Origin of the sequence: Burkholderia sp. LA-2-3-30-S1-D2 (assembly GCF_001523915.2) — a bacterium.
GTDB classification, from domain to species: Bacteria; Pseudomonadota; Gammaproteobacteria; order Burkholderiales; family Burkholderiaceae; genus Burkholderia; species Burkholderia diffusa.
The window spans coordinates 263,516-283,535 of sequence record NZ_CP013383.1; the positions used below are offsets into that span (position 1 = coordinate 263,516).

14 protein-coding genes are annotated in these 20,020 nt (G+C 66.8%); 9 read left to right on the plus strand and 5 right to left on the minus strand.

The features are described from left to right. Positions 1–356 precede the first annotated feature (356 nt). Positions 357–1,901 (plus strand): methyl-accepting chemotaxis protein, encoded by a 1,545-nt coding sequence (locus WS66_RS01265; protein ID WP_059599076.1) that lies wholly within the window; start codon positions 357–359, stop codon positions 1,899–1,901. A gap of 395 nt (positions 1,902–2,296) precedes the next feature. Continuing rightward, positions 2,297–3,841: a methyl-accepting chemotaxis protein gene (locus WS66_RS01270; RefSeq protein WP_059599131.1), complete on the plus strand. Its 1,545-nt coding sequence runs from the start codon at positions 2,297–2,299 to the stop codon at positions 3,839–3,841. Positions 3,842–3,958: 117 nt separating this feature from the next. Here WS66_RS01270 and gabD read toward each other — a convergent pair whose 3' ends face one another. Then, on the minus strand, positions 3,959–5,428 hold the full coding sequence (gene gabD / locus WS66_RS01275; protein WP_059599077.1) for an NADP-dependent succinate-semialdehyde dehydrogenase: 1,470 nt from the start codon (positions 5,426–5,428) through the stop codon (positions 3,959–3,961). A gap of 100 nt (positions 5,429–5,528) precedes the next feature. Then, positions 5,529–6,812: a 4-aminobutyrate--2-oxoglutarate transaminase gene (locus tag WS66_RS01280; protein WP_108064657.1), complete on the minus strand. Its 1,284-nt coding sequence runs from the start codon at positions 6,810–6,812 to the stop codon at positions 5,529–5,531. 126 nt (positions 6,813–6,938) lie between these two features. On the opposite strand from WS66_RS01280, the gene pdxR reads away from it, so the two are divergent. Beyond that, entirely contained in the window at positions 6,939–8,447 is a 1,509-nt protein-coding gene (pdxR, locus tag WS66_RS01285) for a MocR-like pyridoxine biosynthesis transcription factor PdxR (protein WP_059599079.1), read from the plus strand. Between the two features lie 96 nt (positions 8,448–8,543). Here the strand turns inward: pdxR and WS66_RS01290 are convergent, their stop codons facing one another. Continuing rightward, positions 8,544–9,380 (minus strand): DMT family transporter, encoded by an 837-nt coding sequence (locus tag WS66_RS01290; protein ID WP_059599080.1) that lies wholly within the window; start codon positions 9,378–9,380, stop codon positions 8,544–8,546. Positions 9,381–9,494: 114 nt separating this feature from the next. Between WS66_RS01290 and selD the strand changes: the two genes are divergently transcribed. The 3 genes from selD (at position 9,495) to WS66_RS01305 (ending at position 12,541) form a co-directional block, all read left to right on the plus strand. Further along, positions 9,495–10,559 carry a selenide, water dikinase SelD gene (gene selD / locus WS66_RS01295; RefSeq protein ID WP_082728817.1) on the plus strand — a complete coding sequence of 355 codons (1,065 nt, stop codon included), beginning with the start codon at positions 9,495–9,497 and terminating at the stop codon, positions 10,557–10,559. Positions 10,560–10,629: 70 nt separating this feature from the next. Next, positions 10,630–11,220 (plus strand): LysE family translocator, encoded by a 591-nt coding sequence (locus WS66_RS01300; RefSeq protein WP_059599082.1) that lies wholly within the window; start codon positions 10,630–10,632, stop codon positions 11,218–11,220. 241 nt (positions 11,221–11,461) lie between these two features. Beyond that, a complete protein-coding gene (locus WS66_RS01305; protein ID WP_059599083.1) occupies positions 11,462–12,541 on the plus strand; it encodes a purine-nucleoside phosphorylase in 1,080 nt (359 codons plus the stop codon). A gap of 228 nt (positions 12,542–12,769) precedes the next feature. On the opposite strand, the gene WS66_RS01310 is transcribed toward WS66_RS01305, so the two are convergent. Beyond that, positions 12,770–13,066 carry a DUF4148 domain-containing protein gene (locus WS66_RS01310; RefSeq protein WP_059599084.1) on the minus strand — a complete coding sequence of 99 codons (297 nt, stop codon included), beginning with the start codon at positions 13,064–13,066 and terminating at the stop codon, positions 12,770–12,772. Positions 13,067–13,483: 417 nt separating this feature from the next. Continuing rightward, positions 13,484–14,488 carry a putative multidrug efflux transcriptional regulator CeoR gene (gene ceoR / locus WS66_RS01315; RefSeq protein WP_059599085.1) on the minus strand — a complete coding sequence of 335 codons (1,005 nt, stop codon included), beginning with the start codon at positions 14,486–14,488 and terminating at the stop codon, positions 13,484–13,486. 173 nt (positions 14,489–14,661) lie between these two features. On the opposite strand from ceoR, the gene WS66_RS01320 reads away from it, so the two are divergent. Genes WS66_RS01320 through ceoB form a run of 3 tightly spaced genes read left to right on the plus strand, consistent with a single transcriptional unit; the run spans position 14,662 to position 20,018 of the window. Next, on the plus strand, positions 14,662–15,522 hold the full coding sequence (locus WS66_RS01320) for an alpha/beta hydrolase (RefSeq protein ID WP_059599086.1): 861 nt from the start codon (positions 14,662–14,664) through the stop codon (positions 15,520–15,522). Between the two features lie 31 nt (positions 15,523–15,553). Next, positions 15,554–16,771, plus strand: coding sequence for a multidrug efflux RND transporter periplasmic adaptor subunit CeoA (gene ceoA / locus WS66_RS01325; RefSeq protein ID WP_059528484.1), 1,218 nt, complete (start codon positions 15,554–15,556; stop codon positions 16,769–16,771). A 46-nt stretch (positions 16,772–16,817) separates the two neighbouring features. After that, positions 16,818–20,018: a multidrug efflux RND transporter permease subunit CeoB gene (ceoB, locus tag WS66_RS01330; protein WP_059599087.1), complete on the plus strand. Its 3,201-nt coding sequence runs from the start codon at positions 16,818–16,820 to the stop codon at positions 20,016–20,018. Positions 20,019–20,020 lie beyond the last annotated feature (2 nt).

The following is a 20,020-nucleotide window of genomic DNA, read 5'->3' on the forward strand; positions in this document are numbered from 1 at the left end:
TCCATTGATCGCCGGATTATTGCGTCGAATTCATATGCCGGCTGAATGGAGTCGATCAGGCCGAATCGTTTCGCCGTGTGCAATGGTTGTCTGAACCGATGCGTCGCGTGACGTAATCCCACCAAGCATCGAGCTGTATCCGCGAAGCGCTGGACGCGATTATCGCTTGAATATTTGATCGAAATCATGTCGATGACGGAATCCGATATTTCATGCGCTTTCGGACTAAGGATTTCCCGGTGATTGCCGACAGTAAGGACGAGACCGTCGTAAAGCGATAAACCGTTTTTCGGCTACTGAGCGTGATTTTCGCGCCGCGCGGATCCCGCAGACGGATCCGCCTTTCGGAGCCTTGCATGCGCAACAACCAACCTGTTACCCAACAAGAATTCGAATTTCCCGATGACGTCACGCTGATGTCGACCACTGATGCCGACAGCATCATCACGTACGCGAACACGACGTTCGAATACGTGAGCGGCTTCTCGAACGACGAACTCGTCGGTCAGCCGCACAACGTCGTGCGCCACCCGGATATGCCGAAGGAGGCGTTCGCCGACATGTGGGCGACGTTGAAGAGCGGCGAACCGTGGACCGCGCTCGTGAAGAACCGCCGCAGGAACGGCGACCACTACTGGGTGCGCGCGAACGCGGTGCCGGTGATGCGCGACGGCGTGCCGCGCGGCTACCTGTCGGTGCGCACGAAGGCGCCGCGCGACGAGATCGCCGCGGCCGACGCGTTGTATCGCGCGTTCCGCGAAGGCAAGGCGGGCAATCGCCGGTTCCACAGGGGGCTGATCGTCCGGACCGGGTTGATGCGGATCCTGTCGCTGCCGCAGACGATGTCGGTGCGCGCACGCGTGCATTCGACGTTGTGCGTGCTGGCGTCGGCCGTCGTTGGCGCGGGCTGGGCATGCGGGTTGACCGGCGGCGGGCTCGCGGCGTTTGCCGCCGCGACGGCCGGCGTGTCGGTGGCCGCTGGCCTGTGGCTCGATGCGCAGATCGTGCGTCCGCTGAAACGGCTGCACGACCAGGCGCTGAACGTCGCGACCGGCGAAAGCCGCCGCGGCGTGCGGATGAACCGCGTCGACGAGATTGGCATGACGCTGCGCACGATCAACCAGCTCGGGCTGATGTTCCGCTGGCTCGTCGACGACGTCAGCGAGCAGGTGCACAACGTGCAGCGCGCGAGCAACGAGATCGCGCAGGGCAACAACGACCTGAGCGCGCGTACCGAGCAGGCCGCGTCGAGCGTGCAGGAAACCGCCGCGTCGATGGCCGAGATGACGGCCACCGTCGACAGCAATGCCGAGACCGCGCTGCAGGCGAACCAGCTCGCCGTGTCCGCGAGCGAGGCGGCCGAGCGAGGCGGGCAGGCGGTGAGCGAGGTCGTGACGACGATGCACGACATCACGGCGAGTTCGCGCAAGATTTCCGACATCATCGGCGTGATCGACGGCATCGCGTTCCAGACCAACATCCTCGCGCTGAACGCGGCGGTCGAGGCGGCGCGCGCGGGCGAACAGGGGCGCGGCTTCGCGGTGGTCGCGGGCGAAGTGCGGGCGCTCGCGCAGCGCAGCGCGAACGCGGCAAAGGAGATCAAGACGCTGATCGGCGCGAGCGTCGAGCGGGTCGAGTCGGGCGCGCGGCGGGTCGACGATGCGGGCAGAACGATGGAGGACATCGTCACGCAGGTGAAGCGTGTGTCGGACCTGATCGCGGAGATCAGCTCGTCGACGGCCGAGCAGAGCACGGGCGTCGCGCAGGTCGATCAGGCGGTCGTGCATCTGGACAACATCACGCAGCAGAACGCGGCGCTGGTCGAGCAGAGCGCGGCGGCGTCGGAAAGCCTGAAGCAGCAGGCGACGCGGCTCGTCGATGCGGTGAACGTGTTTCGATAATCGACGGGGGCGGGCGCCTGCGCGTTCCGTCGCGGCGAGCTGGTTAAATCCCGGCGTTCCGATTCGATTCGAATATATATAGAACGAGAAGAATTCTCATTTCCGGGACCGGATTTATTCGCTGATCCGGGCGGAGGATATGTTTACATTAATCAGACAATTCGCGGCCAAGTATTTGATAAGACGGTTTTTTTGATTCACCTGTAAACAAAATTTTCGGCTGAATCAAGATGGTGCGAAATTAATGCATATTTACCCGTGGTCGGCATAATGTTTTCGGCAGATTTGCCGAAAGCGCAGGAGTGTGATCGAACGCATGCGGGACGACCGCGATGCGTACGGTCTCGATCCAATTCACAAGCGGACGCAAGATCCGCAACCGGGAACTCCACACCATGCGCAATAACCAGCCTGTCACGCAACGCGAATTCGAATTCCCCGATGACGCGACGCTGATGTCGACCACCGACGCGGACAGTTACATCAAATACGCGAATGCCGCGTTCATCCAGGTCAGCGGATTTTCCCCCGAGGAGATCGAAGGCCAGCCGCACAACGTCGTGCGGCACCCGGATATGCCGAAGGAGGCGTTCGCCGACATGTGGGCGACGCTGAAGAACGGCGAACCGTGGACCGCGCTTGTTAAGAATCGCCGCAAGAACGGCGATCACTACTGGGTCCGTTCGAATACGGTGCCGGTGATGCGCAACGGGCAGCCGACCGGCTACATGTCGGTGCGCACGAAGGCGTCGCGCGACGAGATCGCCGCGGCCGATGCACTGTATCGCGCGTTCCGCGAAGGCAAGGCGGGCAATCGCCGGTTCCACAAGGGGCTGATCGTCCGGACCGGCTTGATGCGCGTCGCGTCGCTGTTCCAGACGATGTCGGTGCGCGCGCGGCTGCATTCGACGCTGTGCGTGCTGGCGCCGGCCGTCGTCGGCGCGGGCTGGGCATGCGGGCTGGCCGGCGGCGGGCTCGCGGCGTTTGCCGCCGCGACGGCCGGCGTGTCGGCGGCCGCTGGCCTGTGGCTCGATGCGCAGATCGCGCGTCCCCTTATGCAGCTGCGCGACCAGGCATTGCGCGTCGCGTCCGGCGAGAGCCGTACCGGCGTGGCGATGAACCGCGTCGACGAGATCGGCATGACGCTGCGCACGATCAACCAGCTCGGGCTGATGTTCCGCTGGCTCGTCGACGACGTCAGCGAGCAGGTGCACAACGTGCAGCGCGCGAGCAACGAGATCGCGCAGGGCAACAACGACCTGAGCGCGCGTACCGAGCAGGCGTCGACCAGCGTGCAGCAGACGGCCGCGTCGATGGCCGAGATGACGGCCACGGTGTCGAGCAATGCGGAGACGGCGCTGCAGGCGAACCAGTTGTCGGTTTCCGCGAGCGAGGCGGCCGAGCGAGGCGGGCAGGCGGTGAGCGAGGTCGTGACGACGATGCACGACATCACGGCCAGTTCACGCAAGATTTCCGACATCATCGGCGTGATCGACGGCATCGCGTTCCAGACCAACATCCTCGCGCTGAACGCGGCGGTCGAGGCGGCGCGCGCGGGCGATCAGGGGCGAGGCTTCGCGGTGGTCGCCGGCGAGGTCCGGGCGCTCGCGCAGCGCAGCGCGAACGCGGCAAAGGAGATCAAGACGCTGATCGGCGCGAGCGTCGAGCGGGTCGAATCGGGCGCACGGATCGTCGACGGCGCGGGCAGAACGATGGAGGACATCGTCACGCAGGTGAAGCGTGTGTCGGACCTGATCGCGGAGATCAGTTCGTCGACGGCCGAGCAGAGCACGGGCGTCGCGCAGGTCGATCAGGCGGTCGTGCATCTGGACAACATCACGCAGCAGAACGCGGCGCTGGTCGAGCAGAGCGCGGCGGCGTCGGAAAGCCTGAAGCAGCAGGCGACGCGACTCGTCGATGCGGTGAACGTGTTTCGTTGAAGGCGGCGGAGGGAGGTGACGCGGGCGCGGCGGAGAGGGGGCGCCGGCCCGCGTCGTGACCGCCCGGCTCCGGCCGGGCGGTCAGGGCCGGTCACGGACGCGACCGGCCCTGAACCGTCAGACGGCGAGACAGAGGTACTTGATCACGACGTAATCGTCGATGCCGTAGTGCGAGCCTTCGCGGCCGAGGCCGGACTGCTTGACGCCGCCGAACGGCGCGACTTCATTCGAGATCAGGCCCGTGTTGACGCCGACCATCCCGTATTCGAGCGCCTCGGCGACCTTCCACACGCGGCCGATGTCGCGGCTGTAGAAATACGCGGCGAGACCGAACTCGGTGTCGTTCGCGAGGCGGATCACCTCGTCGTCGCTGCCGAACTTGAACAGCGGCGCGAGCGGCCCGAACGTCTCTTCCTTCGCGACCTTCATCGCCGGCGTGACGCCCGTCAGCACGGTCGGCTCGAAGAAGCCGTGGCCGAGCGCATGGCGCTTGCCGCCCGTCACGACGGTCGCGCCCTTCGCGAGCGCATCCTCGATGTGCGCCTCGACCTTCAGCACGGCCGCTTCGTTGATCAGCGGGCCTTGCGTGATGCCCGGCTCCGTGCCGCGACCGACCTTCAACTGGCCGACCGCCGCCGCGAGCTTCTGCGCGAACTGGTCGTACACGGCTTCATGCACGTAGAAGCGGTTCGTGCACACGCACGTCTGGCCGCTGTTGCGGTACTTCGACGCGATCGCGCCCTGCACGGCCGCATCGAGATCGGCGTCGTCGAACACGATGAACGGTGCGTTGCCGCCGAGCTCCAGCGACACCTTCTTGACCGTCGCCGCGCATTGCGACATCAGCAGGCGGCCGACCGGCGTCGAGCCGGTAAACGACAGCTTGCGCACGATCGGGTTCGACGTCAGTTCGCCGCCGATCGCCTTCGGGTCGCCCGTGACGACGCTGAACACGCCGGCCGGCACGCCCGCGCGCTCGGCCAGCACGGCCATCGCGAGCGCCGAGAACGGCGTGGCTTCCGCCGGCTTCACGACGATCGGGCAGCCTGCCGCGAGCGCCGGGCCGACCTTGCGGGTGATCATTGCCGCCGGGAAGTTCCACGGCGTGATCGCCGCGCACACGCCGATCGCTTCCTTCGTCACGACGATGCGCTTGTCGCTCGCCGGCGTCGGGATCGTGTCGCCGTACACGCGCTTGCCTTCCTCCGCGAACCACTCGAGGAACGATGCCGCGTAGCCGATCTCGCCTTTCGCTTCGGCCAGCGACTTGCCCTGCTCGGTGGTCAGGATCAGCGCGAGGTCGTCGGCGTTTTCCATCATCAGGTCGTGCCACTTGCGCAGGATCGCCGCGCGTTCCTTCGCGGTCTTCTTGCGCCACGCCGGCCATGCGGCGTTCGCGGCTTCGATCGCGTGGCGCGTCTCGGCCGCGCCCATCGCCGGCACGGTGCCGAGCAGGCCGCCGGTTGCCGGGTTGCGGACCTCGAACGACTCGCCGTTCGCCGCGCCTTGCCATTCGCCGTTGACGTACGCCTGCTGACGGAACAGCGACGGGTCTTTCAGTGCCAGGGTTTCCTGAACAGTGCTCATATGCTTCGCCTGCTTTGAAAAGGACGGATAAGGACGGATGAAAATGGCCGCCGCCGTCTTCACGACGGCGGCGGCACGTTCAGTTGAAGCGGACGGGCACTCAGGCCGGCACGCCGACCGTTTCCTTCAGCACTTCCTCGAGGATCACGAGCGCTTCGTCGAACACGGCCTGCGGGATCGTCAGCGGGAACAGGAAGCGCACGACGTTCGAGTACACGCCGCACACGAGCAGCAGCAGCCCGCGCTCGAGCGCACGCGCCTGCACGCGCTTCGTGAATTCCGCGTCAGGCTCGCCCGAACCCGGCTTCAGGAACTCGACCGCGATCATCGCGCCCGGGCCGCGCACGTCGGCGATCTGGGGCACGTCGGCCTGCAGGGAATTCAGCTTCGCCTTCAGCACGTCGCCGAGCTGCGTCGCGCGTTCGCACAGCTTCTCTTCGTCGATGATCTCGAGCACCGCATGCGCCGAGGCGACGGCCAGCGGGTTGCCCGCGTACGTGCCGCCGAGGCCGCCGGGGGCTGCCGCGTCCATCACGTCGGCACGGCCGACGACGCCCGACAGCGGCATGCCGCCCGCGAGGCTCTTCGCCATCGTGATCAGGTCGGCCAGCACGTCGTAGTGCTGCATCGCGAACAGCTTGCCGGTACGCGCGAAGCCCGTCTGGACTTCGTCGGCGATCAGCAGGATGCCGTGCTCGTTACAGATCTTGCGCAGCGCGCGCACGAACTCGGCCGGCGCCGGGTTGAAGCCACCTTCGCCCTGGACCGGTTCGAAGATGATCGCGGCGACGCGCTTCGGATCGATGTCGGCCTTGAACAGCATCTCGATCGCCTTGATCGAGTCGGCCGTCGTCACGCCGTGCAGCGCGTTCGGGTACGGTGCGTGGAACACGTCGCCCGGGAACGGGCCGAAGTTCAGCTTGTACGGGGCGACCTTGCCGGTCAGCGCCATGCCCATCATCGTGCGGCCGTGGAAGCCGCCCGAGAACGCGATGACGCCCGGACGGCCGGTTGCCGCGCGCGCGATCTTGATCGCGTTTTCGACGGCTTCGGCGCCGGTCGTGAAGAACGCGGTCTTCTTCGGGAAGTCGCCCGGTGCGCGCGCGTTGATCTGTTCGGCCAGCTCGACGTACGACGCGTACGGGACGATCTGGTAAGCGGTGTGCGTGAAGCTGTTCAGCTGATCCGCGATCGCCTTGACGATCTTCGGGTGGCGGTGGCCCGTGTTCAGCACCGCGATGCCGGCGGCGAAATCGATGAAGCGGCGGCCTTCGACATCCCACAGCTCCGCGTTTTCGGCGCGGGCTGCGTAGAAATCGCACATCACGCCGACGCCGCGCGGGGTGGCGGCGTTCTTGCGGGCCTGCAGGTCGGCATTCTTCACGGTCATCTCCTTGATGTTCTGTCCGGTGGGATAAAAAACGGCCGCGTTGGCAGCCCATGGAGACGACTATAATCACATTTGGCTCTGGCAATCAGAGCCATTTCAATAAATATTCAGGAGCCAATCATGCGCGCAAGCGTGTTGTCGGACTGGCTGGCGCAGCGCCTCGTGCGCGGCGGCGAACAGCCGATCTACCGGCAGCTGCACCGGCTGCTGCAGCAGGCGATCCTGTCGCGCGAACTGCCGGCCGGCACGCGCGTGCCGTCGTCGCGGCTGCTCGCGGCCGAGCTGGGGATCGCCCGCAACACGGTTACGCAGGTTTACGAACAGCTTGCGCTCGAAGGCTATGTGAACTCGGCGACGGGGCGCGGCACGTTCGTCGCCGACAGCGCGCCGGACGAGATCGTCGGCGCGCCGGCAGACGCGGGTGCCGGGCCGGCGGTGGCGCCTTCTTCCGCGCGACGGCTGTCCTCGCGCGGCACGCGGCTCGTCGAAGGCGCGGGCGTGTCGAAGCGCCAGGGCGGCGCGTTCATGCCGGGCGTGCCCGATGTGTCGCGCTTTCCGGCGCGCGTGTGGACGCGGCTGCACAACAAGTATTGGCGGCGCCTGCGCCCGGACCTGCTGACCTACGCGCCGGGCGGCGGGCTCGCGCTGTTGCGCGAGGCGCTGGCCGATTACCTGCGCACGTCGCGCTCGGTGCGCTGCACGCCCGAGCAAATCGTGATCACGACCGGGATCCACCAGTCGATTGACCTCGCGGTGCGGCTGCTGACCGATCCGGGCGACGCGATCTGGACCGAGGACCCGTGCTACTGGGGCGTGCGCAGCGTGCTGAACGTGTCGGGGCTCACCACGCGGCCGATTCCGGTCGACGACGAAGGGATCGCGCCGTCGGCCGCCGATCTCGCGGAGCCGCCGAAGCTGATGCTCGTCACGCCGTCGCACCAGTATCCACTCGGGATGGTGATGAGCCTCGCGCGGCGCCGGATGCTGCTCGAATACGCGCGCCAGCACGGCTGCTGGATCATCGAGGACGACTACGACAGCGAATTCCGTTACGGCAGCCGGCCGCTCGCGTCGCTGCAGGGGCTCGATACGGCCGGGCAGGTGATCTACGTCGGCAGCTTCGGCAAGACGCTGTTCCCGGGGTTGCGGGTCGGGTATCTCGTCGCGCCGGAGCCGCTCGCGGAGAGCTTCGCGACCGCGAGCGCCGAGCTGTATCGCGAAGGTCAGCTGCTGCAGCAGGCGGTGCTCGCGGAGTTCATCGCGGAAGGGCACTTCGTGTCGCATATCCGCAAGATGCGCACGTTGTACGGGCAGCGCCGCGAGGTGCTGCTCGACGCGGTCGCGCGCCGCTACGGCGACACGCTTCAGGCGCTCGGCAGCGACGCGGGGCTGCATCTCGTCACGCGGCTGCCGGACGGTGTCGACGATCGCGCGGTCGCGCAGGCCGCGCTCGAACGCAACATCGTCGTGCGGCCGTTGTCCGGCTATTACGCGCAGCGCGAACGTGCGGCGTCGGGCTTGCTGCTCGGTTATGCGTGCGTGCCGGAGGACGAGATCGCGACGGCGTTCGCGACGCTGGCCGAGGCGATCGACGAGCGGGCGTTCGACCAGGTCGTCGCGACGGTCTGACGAGAACGGGACGGCGGCATGCGCGTGCTGCGGGGCGGGGCGTCGGCAGATTGGCCAATGAGTGTCTCCGCGGTACCGGCCCGTCGTTTCCGCACGTCAAAGCCGAATCAACGCGGCGCCCGCAACCACCAGCGCGCATGCGGCGAGCCGCTGCGCACCGGGCCGCTCGCGCATCACGAACCAGCCGATCGCGACCGCGAAGATCGAGCTCGTCTCGCGCAGCGCCGATACCGTCGCGACCGGCAGGTGCCGGTACGCGAGGATCACGATTGCATACGCGGCGAGCGAGATCGTGCCGGCGATCGCGCCCTGCTTGAGCGCGGTGCGCGAGCCGAGCACCGCGCGCGGGCCGCCGCGCAGCACGCAGACGAGCACGAGCTGCGGGACGCTCCACAGCAGGTACACCCACGCGATGTAGCCGAGCGCGCTGCCGGACACGCGCGAGCCGATCCCGTCGCAGATCGAATATGCGGCGATGAACACGCCCGTGAGCAGCGCGTACGGCACGCCTTCGCCGGAGAACCGGAAGCCGCGCCGCAGCGCGAGCGACATGATGCCGAACGACACGAGCGCGATGCCCGCGAAGCCGAACGGCGTCGGCCGCTCGTGCAGCATCGCGAGCGCCAGCACCGACACGAGCAGCGGCGAGATCCCGCGCGCGATCGGATAGATCTGCCCGAACTCGCCGTTGCGGTACGCGCGCGCCAGCGTGAAGCAGTACGCGACCTCGAGCACCGCCGACGCCGCGACATACGGCCACGCGGCGGGCGCCGGCGCGGGCAGCAGCACGGCGCCTGCGATGCCGAACGCGAGATACGGCAGCGACATCGTGCCGAGCTGGACGAGCCGGTCTTCGCTGACGTGGAGGAAGGCATTCCAGATCGCGTGCAGCAACGCGGAGCACAGCACGAGGCCGATGAACAGGTGATCCATGAACGAAGGTGCGGGCGGGAGGGGGAGCGGCAAGCGCCGTCAATTATGTGGGTATCCGGCGCGCTCGCGCGGAATTGTCGATAATGGAGCGTTGTTATTCACCGGATGCCGACGATGACCGAAGCCACCCTCACCCCGCCCGCTGTTCCGCGCCTCACGAGCCTGTCCCACGGCGGCGGCTGCGGCTGCAAGATCGCGCCGGGCGTGCTGTCCGAACTGCTGAAGCGGGCCACGCCGCCAGCGCTGTTCCCGGACCTGCTGGTCGGCACCGAAACCTCGGACGACGCGGCCGTCTACCGGCTGAACGACGAACAGGCGATCGTCGCGACCACGGACTTCTTCATGCCGATCGTCGACGACCCGTTCGACTTCGGCCGCATCGCGGCCACCAACGCGCTGTCCGACGTCTACGCGATGGGCGGCAAGCCGATTCTCGCGCTCGCGCTGGTCGGGATGCCGATCAACGTGCTGCCGCACGAGACGATCGCAGCCGTGCTGCGCGGCGGCGAATCGGTGTGCGCGGATGCCGGTATTCCGGTCGCGGGCGGCCACTCGATCGATTCGGTCGAGCCGATCTACGGGCTCGCGGCGATCGGTGTCGTGCATCCGTCGCGCGTGAAGCGTAACGCGGCCGCGCGCGCGGGCGACGTGCTCGTGCTCGGCAAGCCGCTCGGCGTCGGCGTGCTGTCGGCCGCGCTGAAGAAGAACCAGCTCGACGACGCGGGCTACGCGCAGATGGTTGCGACGACCACCAAGCTGAACCGGCCGGGCACCGAACTCGCCGCGCTGCCGGGCGTGCATGCGCTGACCGACGTCACGGGCTTCGGGCTGCTCGGCCACACACTCGAACTGGCGCGCGGCGCGCACCTCACCGCGCGCGTGCATTACGCGTCGCTGCCGTGGCTGGCGGGCGTCGAGGCGTTCGTCGCCGACGGCGTGTTCACCGGCGCATCGGGCCGCAACTGGGCCGCGTATGGCGCCGACGTGCGGCTCGCCGACGGGCTGCCGCCGGTCGCGCAGGCGCTGCTGACCGACCCGCAGACGTCCGGCGGCCTGCTGGTCGCGTGCGCGCCGGACGCGGTCGACGACGTGCTCGCATGCTTCCGCGCCGACGGTTTCGACCGCGCGGCGGTGATCGGCGAGATGGTGGACGGCCCCGCGCGCGTCGACGTCGCCTGAAGCGTTTCCTGACTGCGGATCGCTTTCGGTCGCTAGAATCGAGACCTTCCCTCGAAGGCATCGACGACCGATGAACGATTTCCTGTTCGGGCTGACGATCGCGCTGTCGGTCGGGCCCGTCGCGCTGATGATCGCGAACCACGGGATGCGCGCCGGCATCGCGAGCGGCGTTCGCGCGGCGGTCGGCGTGGCGTCTGCCGACGGCTGCTATGCGCTCGTCGCGTTCACGATCGGGGCGTTGCTCGCGAGCTCGCTCGCGTCGTACCTGCCGCTGTTTCGCGTCGTCGGCGCGCTCGTGTTGCTCGCAATGGGCGCACGCATGCTGTGGCAGGCGTTGAAGGATCGGCGCCGCACGCTCGATGGCGCCACCCCGCCGCCGGGCACGCGCCCGTTCACGTCGATGTTCCTCGTCACGCTCGCGAATCCGCTGACCATCCTGCTGTTCTATGGCTATGCCACTGCCGCGGCCGGCGCGCATCGGCACTGGCTGCTCGGCGCCATGTGCGTGTTTGCCGGCAGTCTCGTCGGACAACTCGTGTTCGCGTTCGGCGGCAGCGCGATCGGGCGCATCGTGAAGTCGCCGCGATGGCTCGTGGCGAGCCATGTACTGGCGGCGCTGGTCGTGCTCGGTTATGGCGTCGCGGGGATGCTACGCGTTTAGCTTTAGCGAATCGGGTGCCGTCGTCCGTCACGATCGGTAGCGGCAATGTCTCGTCGCTCAATCGAATGGCATTCCTGATTTTTTGTCGGATATCGTTCGAACCACGCGCTCAAGAACCGCGTGACCAAACACCGCAGCCCGTTTCGTAGCCGGGTTCCTCCTCGCGCACGCGCGTTCTATACTCCCTCGCGCAGTCTCCGAGAGCCGTTCTCACCCAACATCCCCGAAACAAGGAACGCCGATGCTGACTCGCTCCATCCTTTCCGCCGCTGCATTCTCGCTTGCCGCCTGTGCGACCGCGCCGTCGATCGCGCAGGACAACCAGGGCAACGACGCGGGCAACGCTGCATTCGCCGAGACCGGTGCACAGGGCCGCCCGGTCAAGGTCATGATCATCACGATGTTCGGTCCGGAAGGCCAGGCCTGGCTCGACCGGCTCGGCCCGTGGCGCGACATCACCGTGCCCGGCCTGTCGCCCGACTACCCGGCCGTTCACTGCAACAAGCAGGACGTGTGCGTGGTGACGACCGGCATGGGCTATGCGAACGCCTCCGCGACGATCATGGCGCTCACGTTCTCGCAGCGCTTCGACCTGCGCCGCACGTACTTCCTCGTGTCGGGCATCGCGGGCGTCGACCCCGCGCAAGGCACGGTCGGTTCCGCCGCATGGTCGAAATATCTGGTCGACTTCAGCCTGCAGTGGGAACTCGATGCGCGCGAGATTCCGGCCGGCTGGAACACCGGCTTTCTCGGCATCAATACCAAGAGCCCGAACGACAAGCCGCCGCTCGACTACCGCACCGAAGTATTCCAGCTCAACCCGCAGCTGACGGACGCCGCCTATGCGCTGTCGCGCAACGTCGTGCTTGCCGACAGCGCGCAGGCTCAGGCCGCGCGCGCGAAGTTCACGTATGCGCCGGCGAACCGGCCGCCGACGGTGATCCAGTGCGACACCTCATCGGGCAATACGTGGTTCTCGGGCACGCTGATCGGCGAGCGCGCGCGTCAGTGGACGAAGATCCTCACCGACGGCAAGGGCACCTACTGCATGACCGCGCAGGAAGACAACGCGACGTATGAAGCGCTGAAGCGCGCGGCGAGCGTGAAGCGGGTCGACCTGTCGCGCGTCGCGGTGCTGCGCACGGGCTCCGATTTCGACCGGCCGTATGCGGGGCAGACGAGCGCGGACAACCTGCTGAACTACGCGGACCAGGGCGGCTTCGCGCCGGCGACCGAAAACCTGTATCGCGCCGGCAACCCGCTCGTGCAGGACATCGTCACGCACTGGGGCGAATGGCGCGACGGTGTGCCGCGCCGTTGACGGCCGGACGCTGTCGACGAGGCGTCGGCGCGACGGTCAATGCGATTGCGGCGTGGAACGGAACGGCGTCCACACCGGCGTGGTGTCGTCCCAATGATCGAGCGGCGAAGGAAGTTGGTCGTTCATCACAGACTCCTGCAACTAACTGACTAATCGAGTGTTCGACGGCGGTATCGCGGCGCCGCGCGGCGGATCATCCGCTGCGCGGCGTTGCACGTTGACCGACGTTTAGCGGCCCCCGCCTGCGAGCTGGTTGCTTTCCGGCATCGAGCGATACGGGCCTTCCGCGAGTTCGAGCCCTTGCGGATACGAATTCGCCTTGCGCAGCCAGGCCAGCGTGCCGTCGCGGCGAGCCTGCACGACTTCGGCACTGACTTCGGCGCGCGTGCGCGGGCCGTTGTCGTGCTGCGTGTACCACGACGTGTTGCCGTAGTCGCCGGCGTGCGGGGTGTTCGTATCGGCGAAGGCCGGTGCGGACACGGCGAGTGCGAGGGCAACGGCGGAGAGAAGATGGCGGCGGTTCATGACGTAACTCCTGTGTTGGTCGGAGTTGGCGCCTGAGCGCTCGCTCCGGCCCCGTCAAACGGGGCTGTTCGATGCGCATCGAGGTGCGCGACAGGGTTTACTCTAGGTATCTGTTCGGACGCGATAAATGCGGCAGACGCGAATTGATTTGTCGTGTTCGAGGAACAATCGCGATTCGCAATGTCGTCAGGGTGACGTCGAAATCGCCCGCAGCCGCCTGCAGCGGGCCTCGCGGCGGTATGCCGCCGCTCGCGCGATGACGTGCGCGGACGATTGCCGCACGCGGCGCAAAGGTCTGATGCGGATTCGGAAAAGGCGAGGTGCGCGGCGAGGAAGGTGGCACGAAGGTGACGCCGAAGCGGCACGAAGGCGGGACGGCGCGCGGGCCGGACAGCCCGCGCGCCGCGGTTCAGGCGATTACGCGACCCACTCGTTGATGACCGGCGTGTCGAGCGCCGGTGCACGCTCGGCTTCCTCGAACGTGCGCTTGCTGCACGTCGCGTCGAGGCTGCCCTTGCCGCTCAGCAGCGGGCAGCGGTCGAACACTTCGGCGATCCAGTCGACGAACACGCGCACCTTCGGCGACAGGTGCCGGCTGTGCGGATATACGACCGAGATCGGCATCGGCAGCGGTTTCAGGCCGGGCAGCACTTCCTTGAGCCGGCCGTCGCGCAGGTGCGGCAGCACCATGAACAACGGCGGCTGGATCAGGCCGAAGCCTTCGAGCCCGCAGGTCACGTACGCATCGGCGTCGTTGACCGACACGATCGCGTTCATCTTGACCTCGACTTCCTTGCCGTCCGTGAGGAAGGTCCAGTCGATCGTGCGGCCCGTGCGGCTCGAGAAGTAGTTGACGGCCCTGTGGTCGCTCAGGTCCTCGATCGCTTGCGGCTCGCCGTGCTTCTCGAGATACGCGGGCGACGCGACCGACACGCATTCGAACAGGCCGACGCGGCGCGCGACGAGCGACGAGTCCTGCAGCGCACCGACGCGGATCACGCAGTCGACGCCTTCCTGCAGCAGGTCGACCGGCCGATCGGACAGGCCGAGCTGCAGGTCGATGTCCGGATAGCGTGTGTGGAATTCGCACAGCGACGGGATCACGAGCAGCCGCCCGATCGAGCCCGGCATGTCGATACGCAACTTTCCGTGCGGCTTCCGGTTGTTGTTCTGGAAGCTTGCTTCGGTTTCCTCGACATCGGCGAGGATCCGCACGCAGCGTTCGTAGTATGCGGCGCCGTCAGGCGTCAGCGACAGCCGGCGCGTGGTCCGGTGCATCAGGCGCACGCCGAGGAATGCTTCGAGATTCTGGATGATCGTCGTGACGGACGCCCGCGGCAGGCTGAGCGTTTCTGCTGCCTTGGTGAAGCTGCTCGTATCGACGACGCGCGTAAACACCTGCATGGCCTGAAGCCGGTCCATCACAACCTCCGCAATCTAATTTGCCGCCGGAACAACAAGGCTGCGCCGCTTTGTAGGCGGAGCAGCCTGGGATTGTTCGGGGGTGTTGAATTGTGTTGCCGGATTATAGGCATTTATCCCGATGTCTGCCGGACCCAGAATTCGTTCCATCTCGAAATGGATGCTGCATCGTCATGGACGCTTCTGAATTCAGCAAATTCCTGAAAGCTGCATTGCCTGCCGAAGCCAGAGCCGGCGCGGCATTGACGGTCGCTGAGGTGGAAATCCCCGGCTACGCGCAGGACATCGTTCTGCGCCTCTACCGCCGCCCGGACAAGACCGGGCTGCCAGTAGTGCTTTATTTCCACGGCGGCGGTTTCGTGCGCGGCACGCTCGACGACGCCGACTTCGCCGCGCGCTTTTTAGCAGAACGCTTACCAGCTCTCGTAGTGTCGGTCGATTATTCGCTCGCGCCGGCCTTTCCTTTTCCGGCCGCGCCGGAGGATGCGTATCGCGCCGCCGTATGGGCCGCGACGCGCGCCCGCGCGTTCGGCGGCAATCCGAAGAAGATCGGCGTCGCGGGGCACGACGCGGGCGGCCAGCTCGCGAACTGTCTCGCGTTCATCGCGCGCGATCGCGGTGAAGTGTCGATCGCCGCGCAGGCGCTGTTCGGGCCGATGCTCGACCCGAGCATGACGCGCATCGGCGACGCCGAACGCCTTTCGTCGGACATCACCGCGCGGGAATGCGCGGCCTGTTATCGCGCCTATCTGCCGCAGGCGGCGCAGCGCATGCACCCGTACGCGGCACCGCTCGAATCGGTGCGCCTCGCGGGCCTGCCGCCCACGCTCGTCGTCACCGCGCAGAACGACGTGTTGCACGTCGAAGCGGAGAAATATGCGGGCTGCCTGATTTCATCGGGCGTGCTCACGCAGGTGATCCGCTACCCGGACGTCACGCACGCGGCGCTCGCGATGCACGAAGCCGCGCTCGAGGAAGCAGTGCGCTTCTTCCAGTGCCGCTTCCAGGCGCGCCAGCCGAATCGTTCCGAATAACCACACCAATCCACGCTTATTGGAGATCCACATGGCCATCCTACGCACCTCTCGTTCCCGAATCGCGACAGCGGCGATCGTGACGCTCGCCGTCGTCGGCCTCGGCACGTTCGGCGCGATGCGCGTGAACGCGAACGCACCCGAGAAAGCGGCGGCGCCGCTGCCGGAAGTCGACGTCGCGACCGTCGTGCCGCAGACCGTCACTGATTGGCAAAGCTATTCGGGCCGCCTCGAGGCGGTCGAGAAAGTCGACGTGCGCCCGCAGGTGTCGGGCACGATCGTCGCGGTGAACTTCAAGGACGGCGCGCTCGTGAAGAAGGGCGACGTGCTGTTCGTGATCGACCCGCGCCCGTATCAGGCCGAAACCGACCGCGCGGCCGCGCAGCTCGCCGCCGCGCAGGCCCGCAACGGCTACGCGCAGAGCGACTGGCAGCGCGCGCAGCGGCTGATCGGCGACAACGCGATCGCGAAGCGCGACTACGACGAGAAGCAGAACGCCGCGCGCGAGGCGAGCGCGAACCTGAAGGCCGCCGAAGCCGCGCTGGAAACGGCGCGCATCAACCTTGGCTATACGCGCATCACCGCACCTGTGTCGGGCCGCGTGTCGCGCGCGGAAATCACGCTCGGCAACGTCGTGTCGGCCGGTGCATCGGCCGCGCCGCTGACGACGCTGGTGTCGGTGTCGCCGATCTACGCATCGTTCGACGCGGACGAGCAGACCTACCTGCAATACATCAACGGCGCGCGTAACGGCCGCAAGGTGCCGGTCGAGCTCGGCCTCGCGAATGAAACCGGCTACTCGCGCAGCGGCGAGATCGACTCGGTCGACAACCGGCTCGACACGTCGTCCGGCACGATCCGCGTGCGCGCGCGTTTCGACAATGCTGACGGCGCGCTCGTCCCGGGCCTCTACGCACGCGTGAAGGTGGGCGGCAGCGCGCCGCACCAGGCACTGCTCGTCGACGACGCGGCGATCAACACCGACCAGGACAAGAAGTTCGTGTTCGTCGTCGACCAGCAGGGCCGCGTGTCGTATCGCGAAGTGCAGCAGGGCCTGCAGCACGGCAACCGGCGCGTGATCGTGAGCGGCCTGTCCGCCGGCGACCGCGTGATCGTGAACGGTACGCAGCGCGTGCGGCCGGGCGAGCAGGTGAAACCGCACATGGTCCCGATGACGGGCGGCGATGCGCCGTCCGCGCCGCTCGCGGATAACGCGAAGCCGGCCGCACCGGCGAAGGCGGAATCGTAAGCGGCCCGCCGCTACGGTTTCCGCGTTCAACCAGACAGAGCCACACATGAACATTTCCAAATTCTTTATCGACCGGCCGATCTTTGCAGGAGTCCTATCGGTGATCATCCTGCTCGGCGGGGTGATCGCGATGTTCCTGCTGCCGATTTCGGAGTATCCGGAAGTCGTGCCGCCTTCCGTGATCGTGAAGGCGCAGTACCCCGGCGCCAACCCGAAAGTGATCGCCGAGACGGTCGCGTCGCCGCTCGAGGAGCAGATCAACGGCGTCGAGGACATGCTCTACATGCAGTCGCAGGCGAACAGCGACGGCAACATGACGATCACCGTCACGTTCAAGCTGGGCACCGATCCGGACAAGGCCACGCAGCTCGTGCAGAACCGCGTGAACCAGGCGCTGCCGCGCCTGCCGGAAGACGTGCAGCGGCTCGGCATCACGACGGTGAAGAGCTCGCCGACGCTGACGATGGTGGTCCACCTGATCTCGCCGGACAACCGCTACGACATGACCTATCTGCGCAACTACGCGCTGATCAACGTGAAGGATCGCCTGTCGCGGATCCAGGGCGTCGGCCAGGTGCAGCTGTGGGGTTCGGGCGACTACGCGATGCGCATATGGCTCGATCCGCAGAAGGTCGCGCAGCGCGGGCTGTCCGCGGAGGACGTCGTGCAGGCGATCCGCGAGCAGAACGTGCAGGTTGCGGCCGGCGTGATCGGCGCGTCGCCGTCGCTGCCCGGCACGCCGCTGCAGCTGTCGGTGAACGCGCGCGGCCGCTTGCAGACGGAGGACGAATTCGGCGACATCGTGGTGAAGACGACGCCGGACGGCGGCGTCACGCGCTTGCGCGACATCGCGCGGATCCAGCTGGATGCGTCCGAGTACGGACTGCGCTCGCTGCTCGACAACAAGCCGGCCGTCGCGATGGCGATCAACCAGTCGCCGGGCGCGAACTCGCTGCAGATCTCCGACGAAGTGCGCAAGACGATGGCCGAGCTGAAGCAGGACATGCCGGCCGGCGTCGACTACAAGATCGTCTATGACCCGACGCAGTTCGTGCGCTCGTCGATCAAGGCCGTCGTGCACACGCTGCTCGAAGCGATCGCGCTGGTCGTGATCGTCGTGATCGTGTTCCTGCAGACCTGGCGCGCATCGCTGATTCCGCTGATCGCGGTGCCGGTGTCGATCATCGGCACGTTCTCGCTGCTGCTCGCGTTCGGGTACTCGATCAACGCGTTGTCATTGTTCGGGATGGTGCTCGCGATCGGGATCGTGGTCGACGATGCGATCGTGGTGGTCGAGAACGTCGAGCGCAACATCGAAAGCGGGATGAACGCACGGCAGGCGACCTACAAGGCGATGCAGGAAGTGAGCGGGCCGATCATCGCGATCGCGCTGACGCTCGTCGCCGTGTTCGTGCCGCTCGCGTTCATGTCGGGCCTGACCGGCCAGTTCTACAAGCAGTTCGCGATGACGATCGCGATCTCGACGGTGATCTCGGCGTTCAACTCGCTGACGCTGTCGCCGGCGCTGTCCGCGATCCTGCTGAAGGGCCATGGCGACAAGGAGGACTGGCTCACGCGCGTGATGAACCGCGTGCTCGGCGGCTTCTTCAAGCGCTTCAACAAGGTGTTCCATCGCGGCGCGGAGAACTACGGCCGCGGCGTGCGCGGCGTGCTGTCGCGCAAGACGCTGATGCTCGGCGTATACCTCGTGCTGGTGGGCGCGACCGTGCTCGTGTCGAAGATCGTGCCGGGCGGCTTCGTGCCCGCGCAGGACAAGGAATACCTGATCGCGTTCGCGCAACTGCCGAACGGCGCATCGCTCGACCGCACCGAGAAGGTGATTCGCGACATGGGCTCGATCGCGCTGAAGCAGCCGGGCGTCGAGAGCGCGGTCGCGTTCCCGGGGCTGTCGGTGAACGGCTTCACCAACAGCTCGAGCGCGGGCATCGTGTTCGTCACGCTGAAGCCGTTCTCGGAACGGCATGGCAAGGCGCTGTCGGCCGGTGCGATCGCCGGTGCGCTGAACCAGCAGTACGGTGCGATCAAGGACTCGTTCGTCGCGGTGTTCCCGCCGCCGCCGGTGCTGGGCCTCGGCACGCTCGGCGGGTTCAAGATGCAGATCGAGGATCGCGGCGCGGTCGGCTACGCGAAGCTGTCGGATGCGACCAACGACTTCATCAAGCGCGCGCAGCAGGCGCCTGAACTCGGCCCGTTGTTCACGAGCTACCAGATCAACGTGCCGCAGCTCAACGTCGATCTCGACCGCGTGAAGGCGAAGCAGCTTGGCGTGCCGGTCACCGACGTGTTCAACACCATGCAGGTGTATCTCGGCTCGCTGTACGTGAACGACTTCAACCGCTTCGGGCGTGTGTACCAGGTGCGCGTGCAGGCCGATGCGCCGTTCCGCCAGCGCGCGGACGACATCCTGCAGTTGAAGACGCGCAACGACCGTGGCGAGATGGTGCCGCTGTCGTCGCTCGTCACGGTGACGCCGACGTTCGGCCCGGAAATGGTCGTGCGCTACAACGGCTACACGGCGGCCGACATCAACGGCGGCCCGGCGCCGGGCTTCTCGTCGGGTCAGGCGCAGGCCGCGATCGAGCGGATCGCGCACGAGACCCTGCCGCGCGGCGTGCGGTTCGAGTGGACCGACCTCACGTACCAGCAGATTCTTGCGGGCGATTCGGCGATGTATGTGTTCCCGATCAGCGTGCTGCTCGTGTTCCTCGTGCTCGCCGCGTTGTATGAAAGCCTGACGCTGCCGCTCGCGGTGATCCTGATCGTGCCGATGAGCATTCTGTCGGCGCTGACGGGCGTGTGGCTCACGCAGGGCGACAACAACATCTTCACGCAGATCGGCTTGATGGTGCTGGTGGGGTTGTCGGCGAAGAACGCGATCCTGATCGTCGAATTCGCACGCGAACTGGAGCATGACGGCAGGACGCCGCTCGAGGCCGCGATCGAGGCGAGCCGGCTGCGGCTGCGCCCGATCCTGATGACGTCGATCGCGTTCATCATGGGCGTCGTGCCGCTCGTCATGTCGACGGGCGCGGGCTCCGAGATGCGGCATGCGATGGGTATCGCGGTGTTCTTCGGGATGCTCGGCGTGACGCTGTTCGGGCTGATGCTGACGCCGGTGTTCTACGTCGTGCTGCGCACGCTCGCGGGCGGCAAGATCCACGTCGCGGGCAAGGACTCGGCCGGTTACGGCGTGACGGCCCCGGGCGTGCCGGCATCGGATGCTTGAGG

Excerpts from the sequence above, each read along its gene's own strand:
- WS66_RS01320 (WP_059599086.1), top strand. The coding sequence starts at position 14,662 with ATGGACGCTTCTGAATTCAGCAAATTCCTGAAAGCTGCATTGCCTGCC.
- WS66_RS01300 (WP_059599082.1), top strand. The coding sequence starts at position 10,630 with ATGAACGATTTCCTGTTCGGGCTGACGATCGCGCTGTCGGTCGGGCCC.
- WS66_RS01310 (WP_059599084.1), bottom strand. The coding sequence starts at position 13,066 with ATGAACCGCCGCCATCTTCTCTCCGCCGTTGCCCTCGCACTCGCCGTG.
- selD (WP_082728817.1), top strand. The coding sequence starts at position 9,495 with ATGACCGAAGCCACCCTCACCCCGCCCGCTGTTCCGCGCCTCACGAGC.
- gabD (WP_059599077.1), bottom strand. The coding sequence starts at position 5,428 with ATGAGCACTGTTCAGGAAACCCTGGCACTGAAAGACCCGTCGCTGTTC.
- WS66_RS01305 (WP_059599083.1), top strand. The coding sequence starts at position 11,462 with ATGCTGACTCGCTCCATCCTTTCCGCCGCTGCATTCTCGCTTGCCGCC.
- WS66_RS01270 (WP_059599131.1), top strand. The coding sequence starts at position 2,297 with ATGCGCAATAACCAGCCTGTCACGCAACGCGAATTCGAATTCCCCGAT.
- pdxR (WP_059599079.1), top strand. The coding sequence starts at position 6,939 with ATGCGCGCAAGCGTGTTGTCGGACTGGCTGGCGCAGCGCCTCGTGCGC.
- WS66_RS01265 (WP_059599076.1), top strand. The coding sequence starts at position 357 with ATGCGCAACAACCAACCTGTTACCCAACAAGAATTCGAATTTCCCGAT.
- ceoA (WP_059528484.1), top strand. The coding sequence starts at position 15,554 with ATGGCCATCCTACGCACCTCTCGTTCCCGAATCGCGACAGCGGCGATC.
- WS66_RS01290 (WP_059599080.1), bottom strand. The coding sequence starts at position 9,380 with ATGGATCACCTGTTCATCGGCCTCGTGCTGTGCTCCGCGTTGCTGCAC.
- ceoB (WP_059599087.1), top strand. The coding sequence starts at position 16,818 with ATGAACATTTCCAAATTCTTTATCGACCGGCCGATCTTTGCAGGAGTC.
- ceoR (WP_059599085.1), bottom strand. The coding sequence starts at position 14,488 with ATGGACCGGCTTCAGGCCATGCAGGTGTTTACGCGCGTCGTCGATACG.